This window comes from Zongyangia hominis (genome assembly GCF_014385095.1).
GTDB classification, from domain to species: domain Bacteria; phylum Bacillota; class Clostridia; order Oscillospirales; family Ruminococcaceae; genus Zongyangia; species Zongyangia hominis.
The window spans coordinates 233,076-249,476 of sequence record NZ_JACRTC010000002.1; the positions used below are offsets into that span (position 1 = coordinate 233,076).

Consider the following 16,401-nt stretch of genomic DNA (forward strand, 5'->3'; position numbering starts at 1 on the left):
GTAATATAACAGCCGCTTGCGGTAGCGGCGGGAATGATGCACACATGAATTTATCCATGAGATGGTTATCCGACTTTGTCGATATTGACGCAAAACCCCATGATTTCTGCGAGGCGATCACCATGTCCGGTTCCAAGGTGGAGGGCTATTTCATCGAGGGCAGTGACATTGACAATGTGATCGTCGGCAAGATTCTCTCCATTGAAAAACACCCCGACGCGGACAAGCTGGTGGTCTGCCAGGTGGATGTGGGGGCCGGCGAGCCCATCCAGATCGTCACCGGCGCCACCAATTTGGTGGAGGGCGACGTGGTCCCCGTGGCCATGGACAACTCCACCCTGCCCGGCGGCAAGAAAATCCGCAAGGGCAAGCTGCGCGGCGTCCTCTCCAACGGCATGCTCTGCTCCCTGGGGGAATTGGGACTCACCCAGCACGACTTCCCGAATGCCGTGGAGGACGGCATCATGGTCCTGGACGAGGAGAACCTCCGTCTGGGCCAGGACATCCGGGAGGCCATCGGCCTCAATGACACCTGCGTAGAGTTTGAGATCACCTCCAACCGCCCCGACTGCTTCTCCATCATCGGCTTGGCCCGGGAGGCGGCTGCCACCTATGACAAACCCCTCAAGCTCCACACACCGGTAGTCAAGGGAAGCGGCGGCGACATCCACGAGCTGCTCGACGTAGAGGTCAAAAATCCGGAGCTGTGCATGCGCTACATGGCCCGGATGGTCAAAAACGTGAAAATTGAGCCCTCGCCCCGTTGGATGCGGGAGCGTCTTCGGGCCTGCGGTGTGCGTCCCATCAACAACATCGTGGACATCACCAACTACGTCATGCTCGAATACGGCCAACCCATGCACGCCTTTGACTACAAATATGTAAACGGCAAAAAGATCACCGTCCGCACCGCCCAAAACGGCGAGAAGATCACCACCCTGGACGACGTGGAGCGTGGTCTCGACGAAAGCATGCTGGTCATCGCCGACGAGAAGGGCCCGGTGGCCGTGGCCGGCGTCATGGGCGGGGAATACTCCGGCATCATGGACGACACCGACACCATCGTCTTCGAGTCCGCCTGTTTTAACGGCGTCAGCGTCCGCCTGACCTCCAAGAAGCTGGCCCTTCGCACTGAAAGCTCGGGGCGTTATGAAAAGGGCCTCGATCCCTATAACACCCTGCCGGCGGTGGAGCGGGCCTGCGAACTCGTGGAGCTGCTGGGCGCCGGTGAAGTGGTGGACGGCGTTATCGACGTGGACAACTCCGACAAAGCGCTCCGCCGCATCCCCCTGGAACCCGACTGGATCAACCGTTTCCTCGGCATCGAAATCTCCCGGGAGCGGATGGTGCAGATTCTCGAGAAGATCGGCTGTGTCATGGAGGGCGACGACATCGTCATCCCCAGCTTCCGCCCCGATTTGGAGCACAAGGCCGACATCTCCGAGGAGATCGCCCGGTTCTACGGCTACGACAAAATCCCCGTCACCGCCATCCGCGGCACGGCCCAGGGCCATCTGACCGACCTGCAGAAGTTCGAGCGCACGGTGAGCGACACCCTGCTGGCTCAGGGTCTCTATGAGATCATGACCTATTCCTTCATCAGTCCCAAGTACTACGACAAAATCAGGCTCCCGGCGGAGAGTCCCCTGCGCCAATGCGTCACCATCCAAAACCCCTTGGGTGAGGACACCAGCGTCATGCGCACCACCACCCTGCCTTCTATGCTGGAAATTCTGGCGAAAAACTATAATAACCGCAACGAAAGCGCCGCCTTCTTCGAGATTTCCCCCGAGTATATCCCCACCGACGGCCCCCTGCCGGACGAAAACTCCCAGGTGACCCTGGGGATGTATGGAGAAGCCTATGACTTCTTCTCCCTCAAGGGCGTGGTGGAAGAACTTCTGCATGTCCTGGACATCGAGGACTACGACGTGGAGGCTGTCAGCGACAACCCCACCTTCCACCCCGGGCGCTGCGCCAAAATCTCCAAGGACGGCCGGGAAATCGGCGTGCTGGGCGAGGTGCATCCGCTCGTACTGCAAAACTACGGCATCGGCGTCAAGGCCTATGCCGCCAAGCTGAGCGCCGGCGCCCTGTTTGATCTGCGCTGTGCCGACAAGCACTTCACTCCCCTGCCCAAGTATCCGGCCACGGCCCGGGACATCGCGGTCCTGTGCGACGACGCGCTGCCGGTGCTCACCATGAAAAAGGCTATCCAGAAAGCCGCGGGCCGCATTTTAGAGCAGGTTTCCCTTTTCGACGTCTATAAGGGCAAACAAGTCCCCGAGGGCAAGAAGAGCGTGGCGTGGAGCCTCTCCTTCCGGGCGGCCGACCGCACCCTCACCGACGAGGAGACCGACCGGGCCATGAAGAAGGTCCTCAAAGCACTCGACGAGTTGGGCGCCACCCTGCGTGCCTGAGGTCCGAAACCTATCCGCCGCCACCGGTCACCACAAAATTTGAAATAGGATTTATGAACTTCGACTTGATAATTACCCAAGAATGGTGTATGCTAGTTTACAAAGAGGTGGTATCATGCACGAACCGACAATATCGTTTTCAATTCATGAGGATAAGGAAAAGGAAATCAAACAGATACTGACGTCTGTGTACGATGCTTTGCGCCAAAAGGGCTATAATCCCATCAATCAGATTGTGGGATATATTCTCTCCGAGGACCCGACCTATATCACGACCCACAACAACGCGCGGAGCCTCATCCGCCGGGTGGACCGGGACGAACTGTTGCAGCTTTTGGTCAAATCCTACTTGAATGATTAAACGCAAACGATATGAGATAAAACCGCAGCCGAGGTTTTCCCGGCTGCGGTTTATTTCGTCCGATCCTCTGAGACCCTTCCTTTACTTGCCCCCAAAAATATGGTAAAATATGAATCTAACGAAGATTTCACCGTATACTTTTGACGCAGATGCGTATTACAAAGATAGAAACGACCTGAGGAGGTATATATTATGGCGCAAGACAAACAGCAGTTTCTGACATACAAAGGGCGGCCGCTGGTGCGCAGCGGAAAAACCCTCTATTACGGCAGCATGTCCGACGAGAGCGTCGTTATGCTTCAAATTCTCTCCACCAAAGAGGAGGAAGGCATGGACATGGCCAGCCGCGTTTCGGTGCAGATGATCAGCACCGACACCACCAAAAGCCCGGCCGAGCGCATTCTCAAAAAGAGCGAGCAGGACGGACTCTATAACGCGTTGGACATCGCCAGCATCTGGCTGGACCGTCTGGACAAACAAAACGCGGCCCAGAGTGAATAACGGAAAGGATGAGCATCGTGAATGACATCTACGCGCGCCTCATGGAGCACATGCAGGACCATCCCGTCATCAACACCCATTCCCACAGCCTGCCCACCGTCGACGGAAGCGACATGACGCTGGATGCCATGCTCACCTCCACCTATATGGGTTGGAAGGCACTGTGCGCGGCAAACTACGCCGACAAGGACGCCTTTGTACGGGATGTGCGGTTTAATTCCTATTTTACCTATTTTCAAAAATCCCTCCAAACCCTCTACGACATTGACGCGCCTCTCTCCGGCGCCACCTGGGAGCTTTTTAGCGATAAAATCGCCCAGGCCTACGGAAATGAGCATCACCGCACCGATGTGCTGCGGAAGGTGTGCCGCTATGAAAAGGTCATTGTGGACTCCTATTGGAACCCCGGTGAAATCCAGGGCTTCGGTGGCATGATGACGGCGGCCTACCGCATCAATATGTATCTTTTCGGCTACAACAAGACCGCGGTGGACCACAAGGGAAAGAATCCCTTTCAAGTCTACGGCTGGCCCGACGCCCCCACCCTGGACGACTACGTGGCCCTCATGCGCCGGCAGATCGGGCTTAAACTGGACGAGGGCTGCGTCGCCATCAAGGCGGGCTGCGCCTACGACCGGGGCCTGGATTTCATGCCCACAACCAAGGAGGAGGCCGCGCGGGGCTATCAAAACCCCAATGCCACCCCGGAGGAAATCAAGGCGTTTCAGGACTATATCTTTGACCAAATCTGCAAATACGCGGCGGAGCGGGACGTGCCGGTCCAGTGCCATACCGGGCTTGCCCGGCTCAATAAGTCCAACGCCATGTGGCTCAAACCCGTCATCGACCAGAATCCGGACACCCGCTTTGTCATCTTCCACGGCAGCTATCCCTGGATGGACGACGTGTTGGCGCTCGTCCACAACTACCCCAACGTTTACCCCGACCTGTGCTGGATGCCCATCCTCTCCCCCAGCGCCACCGAGCGCTTCTTAGAGGAACTGCTGGAAGTGGGCAACGCCTCCAAGATCTGCTGGGGCTGCGACACCTGGATGGCGGAGGACAGCTTCGGCGCATTGCTGGCGGCCCGCCATGTCTTTGCCAAGCTCTTTGCCCGCAAGGTAAGCGAAGGCTGCATGACCGAGGAAGAGGCCAAAGGTCTCATTAGCGACATCCTGTATTATAACGCCAAGAAAATTTATGGATTTTAAAAAACACTGAAAAAGCGGCCGGAAGATTCCGGCCGCTTTTTTGCGTTTGTTCGTACCGATAAAGCCATACCCATGAAATCCCCATCGCGCTCTTCCCCCCCTTGCGCAAACGATAGCCTTTGGCCTATCGTTTTATTGCCGCGCCATAAAAAATCATTGCGCAAGGCATCCGTGCACTCCACGCTCCTCCTCTTTCACAAAAAATAGCCTTTGGCAATTTTTTATGAAATTCACTTTTTCGGATACAATAATACAAATTTCATTTTTTGAAATGAGGGTATGGATTGTTCACCATTGTGATTGTAGGAAAAAAATCCGACAAAAAGACGGTCAGGTTCCTCATGCACGCCCTTTCCCCCAAGTTTTCCCTGCTCTTTCTAGACGGGGACAAGGTGACCGGCGATCCCGGCGGACACTACGACTTTCTGATTTACGAAACGGAAAAGCTCATCCCCGTGGACTGCGAAAATTCGCTCATTATTTTCAAAAGCCACGCGGCGCCGGTGGAAACCCACGGCCCCTTTGACGGATGCTACGCCGTGGTGGACTCCGACGACGAGGACGCGGCCAGCCTGGTCCAAAAGCTGGGGCTCATGGTCATCACTTGCGGGCTGTCCTCGAAAGACACCTTTACCTATTCCAGCTTTACTTCCGATAGCTCCGTCGTCTGTTTGCAGCGCTCTATCCCTTTCTGTGGGCGGCAGATCGAACCCTTTGAGCTACCCACCGATATGGGCAATCCCTTTGACCGCTATCTGACGCTGGTGGTGTGCTGTATCCTCGCCCTCTCAGGACACACCCATTTTATCGAAGAACTGACATGAGCCGGGCAAGGAATTCCAACTTGTTTCCCCAAAAACATCAAAAAAGCGAGGCGGAATTTACCACTCATATATGAAGCCCTTCGGACTACAATAATACTGCAAACGCAATCAAGTAATGAATCCCCAAAACATTGAACAGGAGTGTAATTAATTATGTCTAGTAACAAAATTGTTGTTCCCCAGGCCAGAGAGGCTATGGATCGTTTCAAAATGGAAGCTGCAAACGAAGTTGGCGTGAACCTGAAACAGGGTTACAACGGCGACCTGACCTCCAAACAGGCTGGTAGCGTTGGCGGCCAGATGGTCAAAAAGATGATCGAAGCTTACGAGAACTCCGTGAAATAACTTTCCCCTCTAAATAAAAGCGGGACGCCAATCGGCGTCCCGTTTTTACATATTCGTTTGTTCTGCTAACGGTAATCGGCAGGCCCTTCCGGCGGTTCTGGCGTACGAGCTTGCGGCGCGTCCGGCGCCGCTGGCGCATCATAGGAGTAAGCTGGCGGCTCTGAGGCGGGCGCCTGGGGCGCCACTGGCACCGCTGCCTCTTTCTGGGCATAGGGTGCATAGGCGGGCGCCTTCTTTCCTGTGGCCGAAGCCGGTTTGGCTTTCGGGCCGCGTGTGAAGGCGCTTCCGATGGAAAAAGCGGAAAAGGCAAGCACTGCCAAGCCGATGGCGAGAACGACGGCGCCGCCCACCTTGGCGGTTTTCTGAATCAGATCGTTGGTGGCGTTCACCTGGATGGACATGGCCTGGTGAAGAGCGTTCTCCGACTGTACGACCACGCCCATGGCATGATTGATCTCGTTGAGCTCTTCCACTGCGGTCTTTACCCCATCATAGACATAGGTATAAAAATCCCCGCCAAAGGCTGCCGGATTAGCACTGTACCGTCCCGGTGTATACTGCAGATTGCTGGCGGGTACCACATAGGAGATCGGTTTCTCGTTCATGAGCATGACGCCCAGCGCGATGGTGGCAATGCCGATGAGAGCCGTGATAATGGACATGATTTTTTTGAGCATTGTCTTTTCCTCCCTTACAAAAACATCCATACTTTCTATTAATTATACCTCTTGAACCCATCTGTCCACAAGCAATTAATCGACAAAACCCAACAAAATTTTCCAATGATCTTTGGCAACATAGGCAAAAAAGGACGGCGCCACAGACGCCGTCCTTCTGCAACCTTTAAATATGATTTCACACCGCCGGGTGGGAAGCCAGATAACCGGCGCGGCCCGCTGCGAAGATATTGCCTCCGCCGCAGTCGGCCGCCACCACCAGCGGAAAGTCCCGGACTGTGAGCCTTTTGACCGATTCGCAGCCCAGGTCGTCGAAGGCTACCACCTCGCTTGCTTCGATGGAGGCTGCGGCCAGCGCCCCGGCACCTCCCAGCGCGCAGAGGTACACACCCCGGTTGCGCACCACCGCATCATAAACCGCCTGACTGCGGGGGCCCTTGCCGATCATACAGACCAGCCCCAGGTCCATCAGCCGAGGCGCATAGGGGTCCATCCGGGAGGAGGTGGTGGGCCCACACGAGCCGATGGGTCTTCCTTCGGGCGCGGGGGTGGGACCGGCATAGTAGATAGCGGCGTCGGTCAAATCCACCGGCAGAGGCCTGCCCTCGTCGAGCAGGGCGAAAAAACGTTTATGAGCCGCATCACGGGCCGTATAGATGGTGCCAGACAAAAGCACCCGGTCAAACACCCGAAGCTCCGGCGCCGTTTGGCGAAGCTGTTGTGTCGTGAGATTCCATTCTTTCATTCCGATTCCTCCTGGTTTCCCCTATGGGGCTTTTCATCGCTCAGCACAAAGCAGGAAGGAAGCTTCCTTCCTCCCTGCCCTTTTGTTTGTAATTATCGTCCGCCGAGCATCTGCCACAGCTTTTTAATAAGACCGTGTATGCCGTATTCCCGACGGCCGGCCGGTGTCTGCCACTGAAGCTTTGTTTCCAGCTTTACCACGTGCTCTCGAGGCAAAACATCCGGCTGGAGAGCCGCTTTCGTTTGATGAGGCGCGCCGCCTTTCTCTTCCTCAGAGGGTGGCGGCGTCACGAAAAAACGCAGGATTTTCTTCTTCCTTTATTTCCTCGGACGTTTGTGTCCCCCCAACGGCCTCCTCCGCCTCCACATTGGCGGAAGTGAGGGTGATGCGGGCCGCCGCCTTGTCGATCATGCTGTCGAGGGCGTCGAGTTTTGCATGCATCTGCTCCACCGTGTCGTGGAGTGTGTCCCGGATACGGGCCACATCCTCCTTCACGTAGACCATCTGGCCCGAAAAACTCTCCATGGCGGCAGCGGCGCTGTGGAGGATCCCTTTGGACTGGACCTTGGCGTCGGCGAGAATCTGGTCCGCCTTTTCCTTGGCGTCGATGAGGGCGTCCCCAATCTGCTGGGACATCTCGTCGTACTTCTTGCTCTTGTATTCGGCGCTCTCCGCTTTAAACTGGAGCTGGCGGTTCTGTTCCCGCTGAATCTTGATCTCCCGGTCCTTTTCCTCGCAAAGCTGCTTATATTTGGCCATGTCGAGGCTCGCTTCGCTCAGCTGTACCGTCAGTTCCCGCACCCGCGCTTGCTCGATCTCCAAGCGGCTTTGCGCCTCGTTCATCTTCTCATTGACCGCGGCGATGTCCTCCCCCAGCTGCTGGTTGGAAGCCTCCAGCTCCGCGATCTTATCACCCAGCCGTTTTTCCATCTCCTTGGAGGAGCTGCTCAGCTCGTCGATATATGTAAGAACTTCCGTCTTGTTAAAGCCACCCATAACGCTGGTTTTAAAAAGCACCTGCTTATCCATGGCACGCACCCCTTTCGGCCCTCAAAGTTTTCTCTTTCTTCTCTCAAACCGTTCATTTCTTTTATTATAACATGTTCTTGTCGAAACTCAATAACTTTTCATCTCACCCGCCCTCCAAGTCTTGGAGAACAAAAAACCCGGCCGTCCGATGGCCGGGTGTCTATCACGGTTGCAGGGTGTCCACCGGGGCGTGGAGGGTCCACTCCCTCCCCTGGCCATCGAAAAAACCGGTGACGGTGATTTCCTCGAAGTTGCCCAGCATTTTGAGGACCGCTTCCCTGCCGTCCCCCACGCTCAGAACGCCGGACTCCACCTTGCCGCTTTCTTTAAAGCGGATGTCCTGGTCCTGCCGCCACCGATCCCCCGCGATGACAACTTCCATGGAGCCGCGGAAGATGGTGGAATGAAACAAGGGCCGGGTGAGGGACCCCTCCACCGCGAAGACGGCAGATTGTGCGCCCTCGCCCCCCTCGGCATAGGCGATGGCGGACATGGTATGAGATACCCCCATGGGAATCCAGGAGCAGCCGTAGACAATGCTAAGCGCTAATATGCCGGCGAGCAACACCGGCAGAATCGGGTTCTTTTTCATCTGCATCCTCCCCTTCCGCTTGCAAGCAGGACGCCAAAAGCGCCCTGTCTCCTCTCATTTAGTGGAACATGTCCTTTTTGATGAGGATCACCGTCACAATCAGCATGAGCACGATGGAAACGGCGATGGGGAACCAAAAGTTGGGGAAGGGAATATTGGGCACATTCATGCCGTAGAAGCTGGACACGATGGTGGGGACCGCCATGACGATGGTAATACAGGTGAGGACCTTCATGACGATGTTGAGGTTATTGGAGATAATGGAGGCAAAGGCGTCCATGGTCCCCGATAGGATGCTGGAATAGATATTACACATCTCAATGGCCTGTCTGATTTCGATGAGGACGTCTTCGAGCAGATCCTCATCCTCCTCGTAGAGCTTGATAATCCTGCCCCGCATCACCTTTTCCAGCGTCATCTCGTTGGATTTGAGGGAAGTGGAGAAGTAAACCAGCGATTTTTCCAGGCCCAACAGTTGAATGAGCTCCTTGTTTCGCATAGATTTGTGCAGCTGCTGCTCCACATAGTGGGAAATTTTATCAATCTGCTTTAAGTATTGAAGGTAACGCACGGCGATGCGCAATAGGCATGTGAGCAAAAACCGGGTCTTCAGATGGGTCTGCACATTCTTGACCAGGCCGTTTGCCATCTCGCTGATGACGGGGTTTTCTCTGAGGCACACCGTGATCACCATCTTTTCCGTGATGATGATGCCCATAGGCATGGTGGAGTAGAGGATGGTGTTCTCCGTCTCGGTCTGCTGGGTCGGGTAGTCCACGATCACCAGGGTCTGTTCCTCTTCCTTCTCGATACGGGAGGTCTCCTCCTCGTCCAGCGCCGCCCGGACAAACTCCTGGTCTACGCCCAGGTCGCCCACTAAGAACGCCACCTCTTCCTCGGTGGGGCTGATGGCGCTGATCCAGCAGCCATCCTCCGCCTGAGGAATCTGCTGGATACGGTTGTTCACCGTCTTGTAAAAGCTGAGCATCTTGCTTCCTCCTTTGCGGCAGAAGCACGCAGATGCTGCTCCTGCCCCTATGTAGTTAAACTTCGGTCGTTTCCGCTAGGGTCAGGGTTCACAACTTTCACCTCCAACACGCGGCCTTCCTATTATTCTGCCGCATTTTACCCAAATCATCAGTCGTCGAAGAATCTCCGGCCAAACGGCCGCAATCCTGTTCCATTATAGCACAATAACCGGCGATTGCAAGCGATAAACAGCGATTTGTGGAAGTATTTGATTCTCCTTGTTCCTCATGGGCTATTTTTAAACAATTCGCGTCAATTTGGCCTCAAATGCCCCTGGAAGAATCATCCACGCAAAAAGGACAGGAGCCGAAAGCCCCTGTCCTTCTATGTTCTCGCGCTTTGAAAGCACTATCTCTGATTAAAAATCTTCATGATGTCAAAGTAATCGTCGTCGTCCCCAGCCGGGCCGCCTTTGCCGTCCTCGGCAGCCGCCGTCACGCCGCTTTTAAAGTTGTAGTTGACAGCCGCGTCCATCCGGTCGGCATCGAAGCCGGTGGCGATGACAGTGACCTGCATCTCGTCGTTGAGCTTCTCGTCGAAGGTGACGCCCCAGATGATGTTGGCGTCGGGATGGGAGGCCTGGGTGATCATAGAGGAAGCGATGTCCACCTCGTCCATGCCGATATCGGAGGAAGAGGTGATGTTGACCAGGACGCCCTTGGCGCCGTCGATGGAGGTCTCCAGCAGCGGGCTGGAAATGGCCATGGCCGCCGCCTGCTCGGCTTTGTCCTTGCCCTGGGCATGTCCCACGCCCATGTGCGCGTATCCGGCGTCCTTCATGATGGAGGTGACGTCGGCGAAGTCCAGGTTGACGAGACCGTTGGTATGTACCAAATCGGAGATGCTCTGCACGCCCTGGCGCAGCACGTCGTCGGCCGCCTCAAAGGCGTTGGCCAGCGTGATTCTCTGCTCCGAAATCAGTTTGAGCCGCTCATTGGGGATGACAAGCAGGGAGTCAACATGCTCTCTGAGGGCGACGATGCCCGACTCGGCCTGTTCCATCCGCTTTTTGCCCTCAAACGCGAAGGGCTTGGTCACAATGCCTACGGTGAGGATGCCCAAATCCCTGGCCACTTCCGCTACAATGGGAGCCGCGCCGGTACCGGTGCCGCCGCCCATGCCCGCGGTGATAAAGATCATATCGGTGCCTTTGAGGACCGCCGCGATTTCCTCCCGGCTCTCCTCCGCGGCCTTCTGTCCAATTTCCGGCTTGCCGCCCGCGCCCTTGCGCTTGGTCAGCTTTTCGCCGATGAGAATTTTATAAGGGGAAAGGGAAGCATCCAGCGCCTGCTGGTCCGTATTCACCGCCAAAAACTCCACGTGCTGTATGCCTGCGTTAATCATCCGGTTGACAGCATTTCCGCCGCCGCCGCCAATACCGGCGACTTGTATCTTTACTACTTTTTCAAAATCATTCGCCAAGTCAAAATTCATAGGCATGGGATGCTTTCCTCCTAAAAACCAAATACAAGATGGTTTATGTATTTTCTATGTCAATCTCAAATATGCACAAGATGTTGATACATTCTATATACCTTATAATTTAACAGATCCTACGCATAATTTCAAGAACCGGACAGGAAAAACTGTATTTTTTTCATAAAAAAGCCGGTTTCACTGCACACAAACGGTAAAACCGCCCTACTGCTGGGGGGTGGAGGGCGTTTCTGCCGGCGCTTGGGGTTCCGGCGTATTGGAATCGCCCTCCGGGCCGCCCGAACCGGTGCTCCCCTCCCCTGAGGAAGCCGGGGGCGCGGAAGTGGTCACCGGCGGCGTAGTCACATAGCCCATGATCTCGTCGAAGTCCCCCGCCCGGAAGCGGACATTGGGCTTGTCCTCGTCCACCGCGCCGCTGGCGTCGATGAGGCCCTCCTGGTTCTCGATGTTCTCCTGCTCCAGCACCTTCTTCACAAAGCTGATCTTATAAGGGATCTCCGCCTTGGAGCCCAGCTCGATCTTGATGGCGTTTTTGTAGGTCAGGTAGAGGTTGAGCGCGTCGGAGACGTCGATGAGGGTGACGTCATCCACCATCTCAAACTGAGTCAGGGAGGCGATGAGCTGATTGAGAATCTGAATCCGGGTGGAATCTTCCCCCTCGTTGAGATACTTGCCCACTTCGGGGGAAGTTAGTTCCAATCCGCTGACCACCGCGGCCCCCGCGGGCGGGTCCTTGGCGCCGGTTTCTAAGATTTTGCCGCCGTGGCTGATGAGGCAGTAGGTATCCCCGGTCTTGACCGCACCGATGACGGTGGCCTCAGTGAGCTCGATGGTGAGCTCCGACGGGAGCTTTCGGCTGACCTTAGCCGATTCTATGTAAGGCAGGGCCGCCGTAATCCGGCCGGCCACCACTTTGGTATCGATTTTAAACAGGTTGTCCCCCAAATTCACCTGGGTTGCCTGCAGCACCTGATTGGTGGAGTATTTGTCGCTGCCGCTCACGGCAAAGCTCTCCACCTTGAAGAAAACGTTGAAGGTCAGATAAATTCCCGCACCAAGGACGAAGATCATCAGCAGCACATAGAGGATGGTGTTGTTCTTCTTGTGCTTTTTGCGATGTCTGCGTCCGTTGGATGCCCTTGCGTTTTCCGGCGTGTTCGCCATTCTTTTTCGTTTGTCGTTTGCACTTCCCATTTTGACCTCCGCAAGCTGTATTCATTCCCGTTTCACTCTAGCTCCAACTGCTGTCAAAATTTTCTCAATTGTCTCGTATCCTCTGTCGATATGATGAACCCCTGTGATCACTGTTTCCCCCTGGGCCGCAAGCGCCGCCGTGATCAGCGCCGCCCCGCCCCGCAGGTCGGTGGCGCAGACCTGCGCGCCGTGGAGGGCGTCCACCCCTTCCACCACCGCGACCCGGCCCTCAATCTTGATGTCCGCACCCATGCGCATCAGCTCATAGGCGTGTTTATACCGGTTTTCAAAGATATTCTCCACAAAGATGGTGGCCCCTTTGGCCAGGGTCGTCATGGCCATGAGTGGCGCCTGGGCATCAGTGGGGAATCCCGGATAGGGCATGGTCCGCACGAGTTTGAGGGGTTTGAGGGGTACAGTTCCCCAAATGTGGATGTTCTCCCCCTCGTAATCGAGCCGGCAGCCTGCCTCTTCAAACAGGGGCAGTACCGATTTCATCTGGTCGGGGCTGCATCCGCGCAAAGTGAGGTCGCCTCCGGTGATGGCAGCGCAACTGAGATAGGTGGCCGCCGCAATCCGGTCGGGGATGACGTGATGCTCCGCGCCGTGGATTTCTTCCACGCCGGTGATCTCGATGGTCCCCTCCCCTGCGCCTTTGATCTTGGCGCCGCATTTGGTGAGAAAATCGGCCAGGTCCACAATTTCGGGCTCTCTGGCCGCGTTGATAATTTCGGTGGTTCCTTTGGCGGTACAGGCCGCCAGCATAATATTTTCGGTAGCGCCGACGCTGGGGAAGGACAGGACGATCTTTGCGCCCCTTAGCCTTCCATGGCTCTGACAGTCCAAAAAGCCGTGTTCCTCCACAATCTCGGTGCCAAGCTTGCGCAGCGCCTGCAAGTGGAGGTCGATGGGCCTAGGACCCAGCTCACAGCCGCCGGGGTAAGAAATCGCCGCCTTCTGGCAGCGCGCGATGATCGCACCCAAAAAGACGATGGAAGAACGCATCTCCCGCATCAGATCGTCGGGGATGTCATAGCGGCAGGCCGTATCCGGCAATACCGTCAGGGTGTCCCCCGCCCTTTTTACCTGACAGCCCAGATATTCTAAAATCTGCACGGCGGCGTCCACATCGGAGAGCCGGGGGCAGTTATGTAGGACGCTGGGCCCCTCGCAGAGCAATGTGGCGGCAAGAATCGGCAGGACGCTGTTCTTGGCTCCCTGCACCCAGATTTCCCCCTGGATGGGAGTGCCGCCCTCTACAATTAATCTCGACATTTTTCACGCACCCTTTCGCCCAAATACAAAGGCAGGGTGGATCCGTCCTGTTCTCAGTGAGAGCAGATTTGTAGGCACATCGGACGATCACCCTTGCAACCTCATCTTATGCGGGGGTGCAAATCTTTGTGCATGGCACTTTCGGGCTGCAACGCCTGGTTTGAGGAATGAAAAATGCCGTTTCCCTCTTTTTTTCGGATTCTTGTCTCTCGATTATTCTATGAAATCCCGGCAAAGCTGTCCTCACCCGGGACAAGCGGCCTTTCTATTTTCTAGCTGCGCTATCAAATCTAATGCGCTGGGGCATCCGCGCTTTGCGCTCCGTCCCTCTTGCGCAAAAAAATAGCTGCGCTATTTTCTAGCTACGCTATCAAATCTAATGCGCTGGGGCATCCGCGCTTTGCGCTCCGCCCCTCTCGCGCAAAAAAATAGCTGCGCTATTTTTTCTCCACCAGAGATAGAATCTCCCGGTAGATGCGCTCGTTGGAATCGATAATAGCCATAGAGCGGGCATTGTTGCCCAGGTGGCGCAGGGTAAACGGGTCGGAGATAAGCTCCTCCACCTGCTTGCACAGGTGTTCCCCGGTTAAATCCTTTTCCTCGATGACCACCGCGGCGTTGCGGTTATACAGCGCCATGGCGTTGTGGTATTGGTGGTTCTCCGCCACATTGGGGGAGGGAATGAGGATGGAGGCCCGGCCCGCCGCCTCGATTTCGGAGAGGGTGATGGCCCCCGCCCGGGAGATGACCAGGTCGGCCGCCGCCAGACACCGGGGCATGTCGTCGATATACTCCCGGATGGAGATATGCTTGCAGCCGGTCAGGTCCACGCCCTTTTCTTTGAGCAGCTCGGGCAGCAAATCCACTCCATAGGAGCCGGTGGCATGGATGTGCCAGATCTTGCCCCGCTTATAGTGCCAGGCGATGAGATCCGCAATGGCCTCGTTGATTCTCCTGGCCCCCAGGCTGCCCCCAAAGGAGAGGATGCACACCTTGTCGTCCGGGATGCCGAGCTCAATGCGGGAGACGTCCCGGTCCGCCTTGAGGACGCTGCCCCGGATGGGGTTGCCGGTGATGACGCATTTGTCATCACACTCCCCCAGATACTTTTTCGCTTCCGGCACCGCCAACAGGATTTTGTCCACGTAGCCCGAAAGGAGCTTGGTGGTCACGCCGGGGAAGGCGTTTTGCTCGTGGGTGATGGTCTTAACCCCCATCTGGGCGGCCTTGCGTACCACCGGACCGCTGACATAGCCGCCGGTCCCCATGACCACGTCGGGCTGAAAGTCCTTGATGATCTGGCGGGCTCTGGCCCCGGCAGTGGCGAGATAAGCCACCGCCATGGCGTTATTTTTGATGTTGCGAAGGCTCAGCTGCCGCTGAAAGCCCTTGACTTTGATGGGTGCAAAGTCAAAGCCGGCCTTGGGCACCAGGGAGGCCTCCATGCCGTGGGGGTTGCCGCAAAAGAGGATGGAGGCGTCGGGCTGGCGCTGTTTGATATAGGATGCCACGGCAATGGCGGGATTGATGTGGCCCGCCGTCCCGCCGCCTGCAAACAAAATTTTCATAATCCATGCACCCTTTACTATTAGAATTCCGGCTTAGCCGGCTGTTCTTTCCTGTTAGGTTTTCTCCAAGGCACTGTATCGGCTCACCGAGAGGATAATGCCCATCTCCGCCAGCAGCATACACAGCGCCGTGCCTCCGTAGCTGAAAAACGGGAGGCTGATGCCGGTGTTGGGGATGGTGTTGGTGACCACCGCGATATTGAGGATGGCCTGGATGCCCACCTGGGTGGTGCAGCCCAGCGCAATCATGGAGCCGAATTTGTCCGGGGAGCGCATGGCGATGACGTAGCCCCGCCACACCAACAGCGCAAAGAGGATGACGATGATGGTGGCGCCGATAAAGCCCAACTCCTCGCAAACGATGGCGAAGACGAAGTCGTTTTGCGGCTCGGGGATATAGAGGTACTTCTGCCGGGAGTTGCCCAGCCCCAGGCCCATAAGCCCGCCGGAGCCAATGGCAAGCAGGGACTGGATGGTCTGGAAGCCCTTGCCCTGGGGGTCGGAGAACGGGTCAAGCCAGTGGTGGATACGGCTCATGGCGTAGTCCACTACACCCGGAACGAAGATGGCCACCAACACAATGGCAAGGAGCACCCCGCCGGCGATGGCGAACCACTTCAGGTTGGTGCCGCCGGCGATCATCATGATACAGCCGATGGAGAGAATCAGGATGGTGCCCGAAAGGTGGGGCTCCAAAACCATGAGTCCGGCGATGGCGCACAGCAATAAAACGAAAGGCAACGTGCCGTATTTAAAGGTGCTCATCTTGTTGCCGTTGATGGCGATGAGCTGGGCGAAGGTGACGATGATGGCAAACTTTGCGATCTCCGAAGGCTGGAAGGTGCCGATGCCGAAGTTAATCCATCGTCGAGCGCCGTTGAGGGGCTCCATGAAGAGCACCACTACTAAGAGCAGGATGGCCACCGCGTAGATCGGGAAGGCCAGCCGGTGGAAGAAGTGGTAGTCGAAGTTACAAAAGAAGATCATGGCCAAAATGCCCAACGCCGCCCACATCAGCTGCTTTTTGATGTAAAAAAAGCTGTCGCCGTCGTGGTAATAGGCATAGGCATAGCTGGCCGAAAAGAGCATGATCAGGCCAAAGATGACTAAAATCAGCACCAAGATCAAAAAGGTCAGGTCTATGGGGCCTTTTTTCAGTTTGACGAGTTTTTTTTCTTTCAAAGCCTTACGAC

The 16,401-nt window shown here is 56.1% G+C and carries 17 protein-coding genes; 6 read left to right on the plus strand and 11 right to left on the minus strand.

The features are described from left to right. Positions 1-44 precede the first annotated feature (44 nt). From pheT to H8709_RS04575, 4 genes are all read left to right on the plus strand, one after another. Positions 45-2,420: a phenylalanine--tRNA ligase subunit beta gene (gene pheT / locus H8709_RS04560; protein WP_262397183.1), complete on the plus strand. Its 2,376-nt coding sequence runs from the start codon at positions 45-47 to the stop codon at positions 2,418-2,420. 115 nt (positions 2,421-2,535) lie between these two features. Beyond that, positions 2,536-2,781, plus strand: a complete 246-nt coding sequence (locus tag H8709_RS04565) for an IreB family regulatory phosphoprotein (protein ID WP_191481739.1) — start codon at positions 2,536-2,538, stop codon at positions 2,779-2,781. Between the two features lie 192 nt (positions 2,782-2,973). Continuing rightward, the gene (locus tag H8709_RS04570; RefSeq protein ID WP_262397184.1) at positions 2,974-3,282 is read left to right on the plus strand and encodes a hypothetical protein; all 309 of its coding nucleotides are present in this window, start codon (positions 2,974-2,976) and stop codon (positions 3,280-3,282) included. A gap of 8 nt (positions 3,283-3,290) precedes the next feature. Beyond that, positions 3,291-4,493, plus strand: a complete 1,203-nt coding sequence (locus tag H8709_RS04575; protein WP_262397185.1) for an amidohydrolase family protein — start codon at positions 3,291-3,293, stop codon at positions 4,491-4,493. On the opposite strand, the gene H8709_RS04580 is transcribed toward H8709_RS04575, so the two are convergent. Continuing rightward, entirely contained in the window at positions 4,490-4,657 is a 168-nt protein-coding gene (locus H8709_RS04580) for a hypothetical protein (RefSeq protein WP_262397186.1), read from the minus strand. The two genes, H8709_RS04575 and H8709_RS04580, sit on opposite strands and share 4 nt — an antisense overlap. Before the next feature lie 120 nt (positions 4,658-4,777). Between H8709_RS04580 and H8709_RS04585 the strand changes: the two genes are divergently transcribed. Together H8709_RS04585 and H8709_RS04590 are read left to right on the plus strand one after the other, a co-directional pair. After that, positions 4,778-5,317 carry a hypothetical protein gene (locus tag H8709_RS04585; protein ID WP_262397187.1) on the plus strand — a complete coding sequence of 180 codons (540 nt, stop codon included), beginning with the start codon at positions 4,778-4,780 and terminating at the stop codon, positions 5,315-5,317. A 153-nt stretch (positions 5,318-5,470) separates the two neighbouring features. Then, complete coding sequence (locus H8709_RS04590) at positions 5,471-5,662, plus strand: alpha/beta-type small acid-soluble spore protein (RefSeq protein ID WP_262397188.1); 192 nt, start codon at positions 5,471-5,473, stop codon at positions 5,660-5,662. Between the two features lie 65 nt (positions 5,663-5,727). Here H8709_RS04590 and H8709_RS04595 read toward each other — a convergent pair whose 3' ends face one another. The 10 genes from H8709_RS04595 to ftsW all read right to left on the minus strand — a co-directional run bounded on the left by H8709_RS04595 (position 5,728) and on the right by ftsW (position 16,390). Beyond that, on the minus strand, positions 5,728-6,339 hold the full coding sequence (locus H8709_RS04595; RefSeq protein WP_262397189.1) for a hypothetical protein: 612 nt from the start codon (positions 6,337-6,339) through the stop codon (positions 5,728-5,730). Positions 6,340-6,517: 178 nt separating this feature from the next. Next, the gene (locus H8709_RS04600; protein ID WP_262397190.1) at positions 6,518-7,084 is read right to left on the minus strand and encodes a FumA C-terminus/TtdB family hydratase beta subunit; all 567 of its coding nucleotides are present in this window, start codon (positions 7,082-7,084) and stop codon (positions 6,518-6,520) included. A gap of 270 nt (positions 7,085-7,354) precedes the next feature. Further along, positions 7,355-8,113, minus strand: a complete 759-nt coding sequence (locus H8709_RS04605) for a hypothetical protein (protein ID WP_262397191.1) — start codon at positions 8,111-8,113, stop codon at positions 7,355-7,357. A 163-nt stretch (positions 8,114-8,276) separates the two neighbouring features. Then, positions 8,277-8,705 carry a hypothetical protein gene (locus H8709_RS04610; protein WP_262397192.1) on the minus strand — a complete coding sequence of 143 codons (429 nt, stop codon included), beginning with the start codon at positions 8,703-8,705 and terminating at the stop codon, positions 8,277-8,279. Positions 8,706-8,763: 58 nt separating this feature from the next. Then, the gene (locus H8709_RS04615; protein ID WP_262397193.1) at positions 8,764-9,693 is read right to left on the minus strand and encodes a magnesium transporter CorA family protein; all 930 of its coding nucleotides are present in this window, start codon (positions 9,691-9,693) and stop codon (positions 8,764-8,766) included. A gap of 389 nt (positions 9,694-10,082) precedes the next feature. Next, positions 10,083-11,168: a cell division protein FtsZ gene (ftsZ, locus tag H8709_RS04620; RefSeq protein ID WP_262397321.1), complete on the minus strand. Its 1,086-nt coding sequence runs from the start codon at positions 11,166-11,168 to the stop codon at positions 10,083-10,085. A gap of 207 nt (positions 11,169-11,375) precedes the next feature. After that, positions 11,376-12,335, minus strand: a complete 960-nt coding sequence (locus H8709_RS04625; protein ID WP_262397194.1) for a cell division protein FtsQ/DivIB — start codon at positions 12,333-12,335, stop codon at positions 11,376-11,378. 51 nt (positions 12,336-12,386) lie between these two features. Beyond that, positions 12,387-13,640, minus strand: a complete 1,254-nt coding sequence (gene murA, locus H8709_RS04630; RefSeq protein WP_262397195.1) for a UDP-N-acetylglucosamine 1-carboxyvinyltransferase — start codon at positions 13,638-13,640, stop codon at positions 12,387-12,389. Between the two features lie 437 nt (positions 13,641-14,077). Then, positions 14,078-15,208, minus strand: coding sequence for an undecaprenyldiphospho-muramoylpentapeptide beta-N-acetylglucosaminyltransferase (gene murG, locus H8709_RS04635; RefSeq protein WP_262397196.1), 1,131 nt, complete (start codon positions 15,206-15,208; stop codon positions 14,078-14,080). Positions 15,209-15,262: 54 nt separating this feature from the next. Next, the gene (gene ftsW, locus H8709_RS04640; RefSeq protein WP_262397197.1) at positions 15,263-16,390 is read right to left on the minus strand and encodes a putative lipid II flippase FtsW; all 1,128 of its coding nucleotides are present in this window, start codon (positions 16,388-16,390) and stop codon (positions 15,263-15,265) included. Positions 16,391-16,401: the final 11 nt, after the last annotated feature.